General features: G+C 46.3%; 10 protein-coding genes. 5 read left to right on the top strand and 5 right to left on the bottom strand.

The annotated features are described in order from the left end of the window. Positions 1-288 precede the first annotated feature (288 nt). Entirely contained in the window at positions 289-702 is a 414-nt protein-coding gene (locus tag PN462_RS07480) for an acyl-CoA thioesterase (RefSeq protein WP_272127431.1), read from the bottom strand. Between the two features lie 359 nt (positions 703-1,061). Here PN462_RS07480 and PN462_RS07475 point away from each other — a divergent pair, with 359 nt between their 5' ends. Beyond that, positions 1,062-1,730: an ABC transporter ATP-binding protein gene (locus PN462_RS07475; RefSeq protein WP_443029097.1), complete on the top strand. Its 669-nt coding sequence runs from the start codon at positions 1,062-1,064 to the stop codon at positions 1,728-1,730. Between the two features lie 50 nt (positions 1,731-1,780). Further along, complete coding sequence (locus PN462_RS07470; protein ID WP_272127429.1) at positions 1,781-2,686, top strand: ABC transporter ATP-binding protein; 906 nt, start codon at positions 1,781-1,783, stop codon at positions 2,684-2,686. 54 nt (positions 2,687-2,740) lie between these two features. On the opposite strand, the gene PN462_RS07465 is transcribed toward PN462_RS07470, so the two are convergent. From PN462_RS07465 to lipA, 4 genes are all read right to left on the bottom strand, one after another. Next, positions 2,741-3,364 carry a hypothetical protein gene (locus tag PN462_RS07465; RefSeq protein WP_272127427.1) on the bottom strand — a complete coding sequence of 208 codons (624 nt, stop codon included), beginning with the start codon at positions 3,362-3,364 and terminating at the stop codon, positions 2,741-2,743. Between the two features lie 146 nt (positions 3,365-3,510). Next, positions 3,511-4,284: a 1-(5-phosphoribosyl)-5-[(5-phosphoribosylamino)methylideneamino]imidazole-4-carboxamide isomerase gene (hisA, locus tag PN462_RS07460; protein ID WP_272127426.1), complete on the bottom strand. Its 774-nt coding sequence runs from the start codon at positions 4,282-4,284 to the stop codon at positions 3,511-3,513. Between the two features lie 18 nt (positions 4,285-4,302). After that, complete coding sequence (locus PN462_RS07455; RefSeq protein ID WP_272127425.1) at positions 4,303-4,452, bottom strand: hypothetical protein; 150 nt, start codon at positions 4,450-4,452, stop codon at positions 4,303-4,305. Then, positions 4,436-5,344 (bottom strand): lipoyl synthase, encoded by a 909-nt coding sequence (gene lipA / locus PN462_RS07450; RefSeq protein WP_272127424.1) that lies wholly within the window; start codon positions 5,342-5,344, stop codon positions 4,436-4,438. Before lipA ends, PN462_RS07455 begins: the two co-directional genes overlap by 17 nt. Before the next feature lie 156 nt (positions 5,345-5,500). Here lipA and PN462_RS07445 point away from each other — a divergent pair, with 156 nt between their 5' ends. The 3 genes from PN462_RS07445 to ispG all read left to right on the top strand — a co-directional run bounded on the left by PN462_RS07445 (position 5,501) and on the right by ispG (position 8,205). Further along, positions 5,501-6,079, top strand: coding sequence for a response regulator (locus PN462_RS07445; RefSeq protein WP_272127423.1), 579 nt, complete (start codon positions 5,501-5,503; stop codon positions 6,077-6,079). A gap of 319 nt (positions 6,080-6,398) precedes the next feature. Continuing rightward, positions 6,399-6,800: a hypothetical protein gene (locus PN462_RS07440; protein WP_272127422.1), complete on the top strand. Its 402-nt coding sequence runs from the start codon at positions 6,399-6,401 to the stop codon at positions 6,798-6,800. A 184-nt stretch (positions 6,801-6,984) separates the two neighbouring features. Next, a complete protein-coding gene (gene ispG / locus PN462_RS07435; protein ID WP_272127421.1) occupies positions 6,985-8,205 on the top strand; it encodes a (E)-4-hydroxy-3-methylbut-2-enyl-diphosphate synthase in 1,221 nt (406 codons plus the stop codon). Positions 8,206-8,441 lie beyond the last annotated feature (236 nt).

Genomic DNA, 8,441 nt, shown 5'->3' with positions numbered 1-8,441 from the left:
TCAACCCAAGGCTAAGAGCTAAAACCCGTTGAAAACGGGTTGAGAATATAATAAACATCTTTTAAAATCTGGTGATTCTGTTATTAAATAGGAAATAAATTTAAATACGCCTTGGGTTGAAACCCAAGGCTAAGAGCTAAAACCCGTTGAAAACGGGTTGAGAATATAATAAACATCTTTTAAAATCTGGTGATTCTGTTATTAAATAGGAAATAAGCTGGTTTAGGTCTTACTACGAACAGATCAACTATGTCTGGATGCTTATGATGACTGATGACTGATGACTGATTACTGTAATGACTGGGTGAGCCAATCTTGGATTAACTGGGGTAAGGGTTCTCGGTTGCGGGTTTCTCCATTAATACAAACGTGGCGTGTCATGGCGGTGGCAATGGGTTTTAGGGTGTCTTCGCCTAAAAAGAGGCGATAGGTGATTTTAAATTCGGTTTCCTTTTCTGACTGGGGGATGAGTTCAATGATAATGCGATCGCCCGCAAAAAGAGGGCGAAAAAACTTCCCAGAAGTCTCCACCAGAGGCAGTGCTATCCCTTGGGGGGCAACCAACTGTTGTACATTGACTCCAAACTCCAGTAACGACTCCTCATAGGCTTCATGGCAAAATTGGAGAAATTGCGTAAAGTACACAACCCCCGCCGCATCGGTATCTCGCAGCCGGATGGTGCGTTCATAAACAAAACTCATGAAAATCTTTGCGGAAATTTAATATTATCTTGCGTAATTTTACAGCTAAGGGCTTTTTAAGTATTGTAGTTTAGAGTTAGAGACTAATCTCTTAATGAAAACGGACTCACCTATAGACGGAAGTTACGTCTTGGGGAAGAAATTGCCGTTTGTGTCATTTCAAAGACTGACATAATCTGTATCCCCAAAATTTTCTTTCGCTACTATGATAATTGTTACTGTATCTTTACCTTTAGTTACATTTACCGGATTCGATGGTCACATCTCAACTCCTATTGCCTAAAGACGGTCAAACTGCCTCAACCCTGCGGTGCATCGAATTTGCCTCGGATAGCGCGATCGCGTGTTGTGGGGTAGAAATGACCTATCAACAGGGGGAACAAAGTATCCCCGTCCTCAAAGGCATTGATCTCGCCATTAAAGAGGGCAATGTTCAGTTATTAATGGGGCCATCGGGATCAGGGAAAACTACCCTCTTATCTATTTTGGCCGGACTACTCACCCCTAGTAAAGGGCGAGTGTATCTATTGGGCCAAGAGATCACCCGGATGTCCCGTCGTCAGTTAACCCGCTTCCGTTTACACAATATTGGTTTTATTTTCCAAGGGTTTAACTTGTTTCCTGCTCTCACTGCCTTGGAAAACGTCGAATTAGCCCTGAAAATGAAAGGAATGTCTGGGGGCCCGAAACGGTCAAAAGAAGCCGGGATTTTGCTGGAGAAAGTGGGCTTAGGCCATAAACGGGACTCCCATCCACGGGACTTGTCCGGGGGACAACAGCAACGGGTGGCTATTGCTAGGGCCTTAGCGGGAAAACCAAAATTAATTATGGCCGATGAACCCACCGCGGCCTTAGATTCTCAGAGTGGTCATCTGGTGATAGAATTACTGCGATCGCTGGCTAAAGAAGAAGGGGTGACAGTAGTCATGGTGACACACGATCCCCGCATTCAAGATGTCGCAGATAATATCACCTATTTAGAAGACGGCATTTTAATGCGTGAACCGCAGTGGATAATGGATAGTTAATAATTTAAGGCTTGAACAAAGAACGAAGAACAAATAACAAATAACAAAAAATGCTCTCCCTCCGTCACCTCTCAAAGTCCTTTGGTTCTCGGCACGTCTTAGAGGATGTAAATTTTGAGGTGGAGACGGGGGAAATTTATGGCATATTAGGGCCCAATGGGGCCGGGAAAACCACTACCATTAACTTGATCTGTCATTTGCTTAACCCAGATGAGGGGTCTATTTATCTGAATGCTCAACCTCTCACAAATAGGAATAAAACCCTAGTTGGGGTTGCTCCTCAAGCTAACTTACTTTATAAACATCTAACTTGTTGGGAAAACTTGCGCTTTTTTGCTCAACTGTATGGGTTGAGTCCTCAACAACAACAGCAACAGTGCCAATATTGTCTTCAGGCCGTAAAATTAAGCGATCGCGCTCATAGTCTCGTCTCGCAACTGAGTGGAGGGATGCAACGACGGTTAAATCTTGCGATCGCACTCCTCCATCTCCCCAAACTCCTCATCCTCGATGAACCTACCAGCGGCCTCGACATCGAAACCCGTTATGATCTCTGGCAACTCATTCGTCAGTTAAACCAAGAAGGGATCACCATTTTACTCAGTACCCACCTCCTGGATGAAGCGGAAAAACTTTGCGATCGTCTTGGTATCTTACAACAGGGGAAACTCATCGCCGAAGGGAGTATAGAACAACTCCGAGACTATATTAACGCCCAAGAAATCGTTACCCTGCGCACCCCCCAAGAACAAAACGCCATCCAACGGGCCAAAGAACTGGGGTTCTCTCATCGCTATTATGGGGGAGAATTAGCCTTTTGGTTGCCCCAACCCTACGAGTTAAGCGAAATTCTCGATTTCTTCCATAATATCCCCCTAGAGTCCGTCTCCCGTGAACCTGTAAAGTTAGAGCATATTTATCTAGAAATTACGCAACAAAAAACCATTAACAATTAAGGGTTAAATTAATGGTAGGTTGGGTGAAGCGTAGCGTAACCCAACATCCTCTATTCACACTGTCACCAAGGCTTGCAACACCTGTAAAACCTGTTCTGCTTGGGCAAGATAAAGTAAACTTAATTTCGGGAAAACACGATAACTCTTAGGTTCACCCCCTTGGAGTTGGACAAATTGATAGTCAATTCCATTTGTTACCAGTCCCCAGATTGTATTTTGGTGAGTTAACCCGGTACTCCCATAGGTAAGGAGTTGGGGAAGTCCTGCTGAAGTATCAATGGCAGCATTTTTCGTTTCGATCAGCAAAATCCAAAAATTCGGGAGGTTGGGAGTGCGACTCAAGGCCAAAATATCCATACGTCCTCGAATGACAATATCTTGATCTTCGAGGTAAATTTCTGCAATTTTTTCCTCTAAAAGAATCTCAATTTCAGGAGTATAAAAACCCGCTAACCACAGGAGAGGAGAGACTAGAAGTAGTTTCACTTGACCTTCGAGGAGGCGGCCACTGAGATAATAACTTTCTGCGAGATGCTGTAAATTGTGGAGAGCTTCAGTTTGGGTGAGGGGTTCGAGGGTTAAATATTGACTGAGATCAGGCACAAAGTTGGCCTGCATTTGCAAGTCTTGTTGAACTTGCTTCAGTGTCAGTTGATGAGCATCCAGAATTTGGGACATCGGAGGAGACGGTTGGGGTTATTTTTAGTTTACAAGGCAAGCTGAGAAACCGGGTTTCTGTATCCTACTTTGAATGTTTACGGTCATTTGACCCAAGACACCCGGTTTCTAACCCTACAGCAATGCCGCTATGAACCCCAACAAGATTAGGCAAAACTTGAGAATCCTGTATCGGGGGGAATATCTTGAATGCGGCCTTGGCCTATTGCTTTCACCGCTTCTGCGAGGGAAATATCCCCCGTATATAAGGCACGGCCAATAATCACCCCAGTGACTCCCAAGGGTTGCAGACTGAGTAAACTGAGTAAGTCGGTGAGAGAACTTACCCCTCCTGACGCAATAACGGGAATATCAATGGATTTGGCCATTTCCCGCAATGCGTCCATGTTGGGTCCTTGCATGGTGCCATCTCGGTGAATATCAGTGTAAATGATGGCGGATGCACCTGCTTGGGCCATTTGTTGGGCTAAGTCGGTGGCCTCGATGGTAGAGGTTTCTAACCAGCCTCTGGTGGCGACTTTACCATTGCGGGCATCAATACCGATGATAATGCGATCGCGGAATTCCTGACACAGTTCTTTGACTTCTTCAGGCTTTTCTACCGCAATGGTCCCCAGAATCCCATGTTGTACCCCCAAGGCCAACAGTTGAGCAATACTTTCCCGGTTGCGGAGTCCTCCCCCCACTTCTACAGGGATTGAAAGTGCCTCCACAATAGCTTCAATGGCTTTTAAATTGACCGGATGGCCTTGTTTTGCCCCATCCAAGTCCACTAAATGCAGTTTACTGGCCCCGGCGGCCTCCCATTGTCGGGCAACTTCTACCGGGTTATCGCTAAATACTTGTGATTGTTCGTAGTCTCCTTGATACAGACGCACACAGCGTCCATCAAGCAGATCAATTGCTGGGATAACGTCCATATTTTTGTTGTTTGTTGTTTATTGTTTGTTCTTGGTGAAAAAGGGAATAGGGAACTCCGGAACAGGGAATAATATATTTTTGTTTTCCCCATCTCCCCCATCTCCTGACTCCCGACTCCCGACTCCCGACTCCCGACTCCCATCACCTAATTTACTCCTCTCCAGCATGATAGGAACTCCGCACCAAAGGTGCAGAACGGACATGGGAGAATCCGAGAGAACGGGCAATTTCGCCTAATTCGGTGAATTCTTCGGGAGTCCAGTATTTTTCCACTGGGAGATGGGCTAAAGAGGGGCGCATATATTGACCGATGGTAATGCGATCGCAATCTACCGCCCGCAAATCTTCCATCGTGTGAATAATCTCATCTTTCGTTTCCCCTAAGCCCAACATTAAGCCAGATTTCGTCAAAATATTCGGGTTTAACGCCTTCACATACCGCAGCACATACAAAGAGCGATCATACTTCGCCCCCCGTCGCACTGGATTCTGTAACCGTTCCACCGTTTCCAGATTATGATTGTAACAAGCAGGTTCAGCCCCCACCACCGTGGCAATTCGCTCCTGTTGGGCAGGTAAACCCCCCTGGCCCCAAAAATCCGGGGTTAACACCTCAATTTGCGTCTGGGGAGTGCGACGACGAATCGCTTCCATCGCGGCGACAAACTGATTGGCACCTCCATCGGCTAAATCATCCCGGGCCACTGCCGTTAAGACAACATATTTTAAGCCCAATAACTGCACCGACTCCGCCACTTTTTCCGCTTCATCGGGATCAAGAGGCATGGGCGCATGACCTTTATCAACTTGACAAAACGCACAGGAGCGTGTACAAGTTGGCCCCATCAATAAAAACGTTGCGGTTTTATTGGCATAACATTCTCCCCGGTTCGGACAACGCCCTTCTTCGCAAATGGTGTGGATGTTACGCTGCTTAATAATTCGTTGTACTGTTGAGATTTCGCTGGCCTTACCAATGGGACGACGTAACCAGGACGGCATATTCGTCAATTCCGCAGTGAGACGTTCGCGTTTTGTGGTTTCTAAAGAAGATGGCATTTTGGCAAAAGAGAAAGCTACACCTAAAATTAAATTGTAAATGGGAAGGGTAAAATAAAGAGTGACAAGTTAGTTGCTGTCGGAGATTCTCCCGTCCATTCTAAGGTAAGTTAATTTACATCCGTTTTCAGTTCGCCTCTAAGGAGTCAGTCAATTGTGGCAAGTCAAAAAATCTTGGTGATCGATGACAGCCGAGTTATCCGACGAATGGTCAAGGATATGTTACCTGCGAATGTCGAAATCGTAGAAGCTAAAGATGGAGTGGAAGGACTCGACAAAATTCGCAATGGCCATCCTAATCTCATTATGCTAGATTTCCTCCTCCCCAAAAAGAGTGGGTGGGAAGTCTATCAGGAAGTGCAAAAAGACCCCAAATTGCGGTTTATCCCCCTGATGCTCATGTCAGGGCGGAAGGAGGAAGTTACCGAAAAACTTCCTGAACCGTTCCAATATTTCGCCTTTGTGGAAAAGCCCTTTGAGAAAAAACAACTGGTTGGGGCCATCAAAGATGCGATGCAAAAGGCGCAGAAGAAGAAAAAGGAACAGCCCCAAGGTAGCCCGGCGGCGGCGGCGGCAGCCCCAGCCCAAGATACTGCAGGGGGCGGAGGGGGAGGAGCATCCACCGCAGAAGTGGAAGCCCTCAAGAAACAAGTGGCGCAAATGCAGACGGAAATTAATGGCCTCAAGAAGCAAATGGGACAGTTGGTGAAGTTTATTAAGCAAAAACTGAAATAAACGCCAGTTTAAGGGGAGAGAGGGGCAGTTTTAGGCCCTTGGCGAGAAAACCTGTGTGATCAGTGAGGCATAGCTTAGAAGTGCGATCGCGTTTATCTTTAACTCCTGAGAGAACCCTCACCTAGGCGTGACGGGATGAATTAGGAGGCGGTAACTTGACAGAAAACCCACGATAATTGAATCCGTTGCGGTGGGCAGTCGTAACTCTAAAACGCTTCCTTCTCTGAAGCTAATTCTGAGATGAGAAGAATCCCTCGTTTTTAATGAGGGAGTATGTCAAAATACTGTTACCTTTGTTTACATTCCACTCGTGAGTCCTATGAATTCTGATCCCTTGGTTTTACCAGCCATCAGTACCGCGATTTTGATTACCACCTTTTTTGCCATTGCATTAGGGTTTATCTTCAAAGATATGCTAGAGTACCAAGTCGCCCGTTGGGATGCGTACCGAGACACTCAAGACACTATCGAATATAAAAACCCCCATCTCATCGCTGCTTATCTCGGTTTAACAGTATTTTTAACCCTGTTTGTGGGGGAATGCCTCTCGGTGTTTGAAATTGGGCGACTCCTCTCGGCGGTTTTAGCGGTTGTGGTGGTTATCCCCACCTCTCTCCTTATCTGGTTTCAATTGGGGGAAATGCTTAAACTCTTAGTTTCTGGGGGATCAGAAGCTATTGATATTGATTCCTATTGGGCCGGGCAAGAAGTTAAAAAGTAATGGGTAATTAATTGGTTGTTTGTTGTTTGTTGTTTGTTCTTCCCCATCTCCCCCATCTTCCCCATCTCCCCCATCTTCCCCATCTCTCAACTATCCCCCAAGTTTAATTGCTTCGAGGGAATGAATCCTTAATAATGAACAGTAAGAGACTAGACAAACTTGAGATAAATCTTCCTAAACTCCTATGCAAACGCTGGACACTCCCCAAGTAAGTACCACCCCGGCATTGACGGATACCACCATTCATCGCCGTAAAACCCGTCCCGTTCGGGTCGGAAATGTCACCATTGGGGGAGGGGCCCCGGTGGTGGTGCAATCGATGATTAATGAAGATACTTTAGATGTAGAGGGGTCTGTGGCGGCCATTCGCCGCTTACACGAAATTGGCTGTGAAATTGTGCGGGTCACAGTTCCCAGTATGGCCCATGGGAAAGCTCTCTCTCAAATTCGAGAAAAATTAGAAGCCACTTATCAACCTGTTCCCCTGGTGGCGGATGTTCACCATAATGGCTTAAAAATTGCCCTAGAGGTGGCCAAGCACGTGGATAAAGTGCGGATTAACCCAGGGTTGTATGTGTTTGAAAAGCCAAAAAGCGATCGCACCGAATACACCGAAGCCGAATTTAATGAAATTGGCGCGAAAATCCGTGAAACCTTAGAACCCCTAGTGGTGTCCTTACGAGATCAGGGCAAAGCCATGCGTATTGGGGTGAACCACGGATCACTGGCCGAACGAATGCTCTTTACCTACGGAGACACCCCAGAAGGGATGGTGGAATCGGCCTTAGAATTTATCCGCATTTGTGAATCCCTCGATTATAAAAACTTAGTGATTTCCCTCAAAGCCTCCAGAGTCCCCGTGATGTTGGCGGCCTATCGGTTAATGGTTCAACGGATGGATGAGTTAGGCATGGACTATCCTCTCCATTTAGGGGTGACAGAGGCCGGAGATGGAGAATATGGCCGCATTAAATCCACGGTGGGGATTGGAACATTATTAGCGGAGGGCATTGGCGACACCATTCGAGTGTCCCTCACTGAGTCCCCAGAGAAGGAAATCCCGGTCTGTTACAGCATTTTACAATCTTTGGGACTGCGGAAGACCATGGTGGAATATGTGGCTTGTCCGTCCTGTGGTCGTACTTTATTTAATCTCGAAGATGTCCTCCACGAAGTCCGCGAGGCCACTAAACATTTAGCGGGGTTAGATATTGCGGTGATGGGTTGTATTGTGAATGGCCCAGGGGAAATGGCTGATGCGGATTATGGGTATGTGGGCAAACAACCTGGCTATATTTCCCTTTATCGAGGCCGAGAGGAGATTAAGAAAGTCCCCGAAGCGCAAGGGGTAGAGGAGTTGATTAATTTAATTAAGGCCGATGGCCGTTGGGTTGATCCCCAGTAAGGTTGATTTCTGGGTTTTAAAGGGGATTCAGGGGCGCACAGTCGCGCCCCTTTGCCCGTTACTCAGTAAATCCCATTATGATATTTTAACTATTATTTATCTTTCTTCCAAAAGAAGACCCTCGCCTCCGGCGACGGGATGAATTTTGGGCAGAAGCTGAAGATAACCCTTCAAGATTAACTTGATGTTTTTTGTGCTAATTGTGGTAGCATAAAGCCATGTTCATCATCGAGTAC

Origin of the sequence: Spirulina sp. CS-785/01 (assembly GCF_028330525.1) — a bacterium.
GTDB lineage: Bacteria > Cyanobacteriota > Cyanobacteriia > Cyanobacteriales > Spirulinaceae > JAQMSD01.
This window is presented reverse-complemented; position numbering and strand designations above follow the sequence as displayed.

What these genes read in the sequence shown, in the direction of transcription:
- PN462_RS07480 (WP_272127431.1), bottom strand. Translation starts at nt 702, where the DNA reads ATGAGTTTTGTTTATGAACGCACCATCCGGCTGCGAGATACCGATGCG.
- PN462_RS07475 (WP_443029097.1), top strand. Translation starts at nt 1,062, where the DNA reads ATGACCTATCAACAGGGGGAACAAAGTATCCCCGTCCTCAAAGGCATT.
- PN462_RS07470 (WP_272127429.1), top strand. Translation starts at nt 1,781, where the DNA reads ATGCTCTCCCTCCGTCACCTCTCAAAGTCCTTTGGTTCTCGGCACGTC.
- PN462_RS07465 (WP_272127427.1), bottom strand. Translation starts at nt 3,364, where the DNA reads ATGTCCCAAATTCTGGATGCTCATCAACTGACACTGAAGCAAGTTCAA.
- hisA (WP_272127426.1), bottom strand. Translation starts at nt 4,284, where the DNA reads ATGGACGTTATCCCAGCAATTGATCTGCTTGATGGACGCTGTGTGCGT.
- PN462_RS07455 (WP_272127425.1), bottom strand. Translation starts at nt 4,452, where the DNA reads ATGCTGGAGAGGAGTAAATTAGGTGATGGGAGTCGGGAGTCGGGAGTC.
- lipA (WP_272127424.1), bottom strand. Translation starts at nt 5,344, where the DNA reads ATGCCATCTTCTTTAGAAACCACAAAACGCGAACGTCTCACTGCGGAA.
- PN462_RS07440 (WP_272127422.1), top strand. Translation starts at nt 6,399, where the DNA reads ATGAATTCTGATCCCTTGGTTTTACCAGCCATCAGTACCGCGATTTTG.
- ispG (WP_272127421.1), top strand. Translation starts at nt 6,985, where the DNA reads ATGCAAACGCTGGACACTCCCCAAGTAAGTACCACCCCGGCATTGACG.